1 pseudogene is annotated in these 203 nt (G+C 22.2%); it reads right to left on the bottom strand.

The window, feature by feature from the left end:
* A pseudogene (locus tag AJ932_RS10835) lies at positions 1-203 on the bottom strand (hypothetical protein); the annotation flags it as partial.

Here is a 203-nt window from a genome sequence, read left to right as displayed (position 1 = left end):
AAAAAAAACATAGTTGCAAAGGTTAAAAATTTAAAATAATTACGCACTCTATATTCTTGCGGTGATAATTTTTCAATTTCTGGAGGATCAAGTAATACAAGCGATTTATAAAATTCAAGATCATAGCTAAGATAAAATATGATAACAATAGCCATAAAAAAGATAATAAAAGATATTAAAAAATAAGATTTTACAAATTCTTT

This window comes from Campylobacter sp. BCW_6873 (assembly GCF_001762365.1).
Lineage (GTDB): Bacteria > Campylobacterota > Campylobacteria > Campylobacterales > Campylobacteraceae > Campylobacter_D > Campylobacter_D jejuni.
The sequence above is the reverse complement of the archived record's forward strand: the minus strand, read 5'-3'. Positions and strand labels throughout refer to the sequence as shown.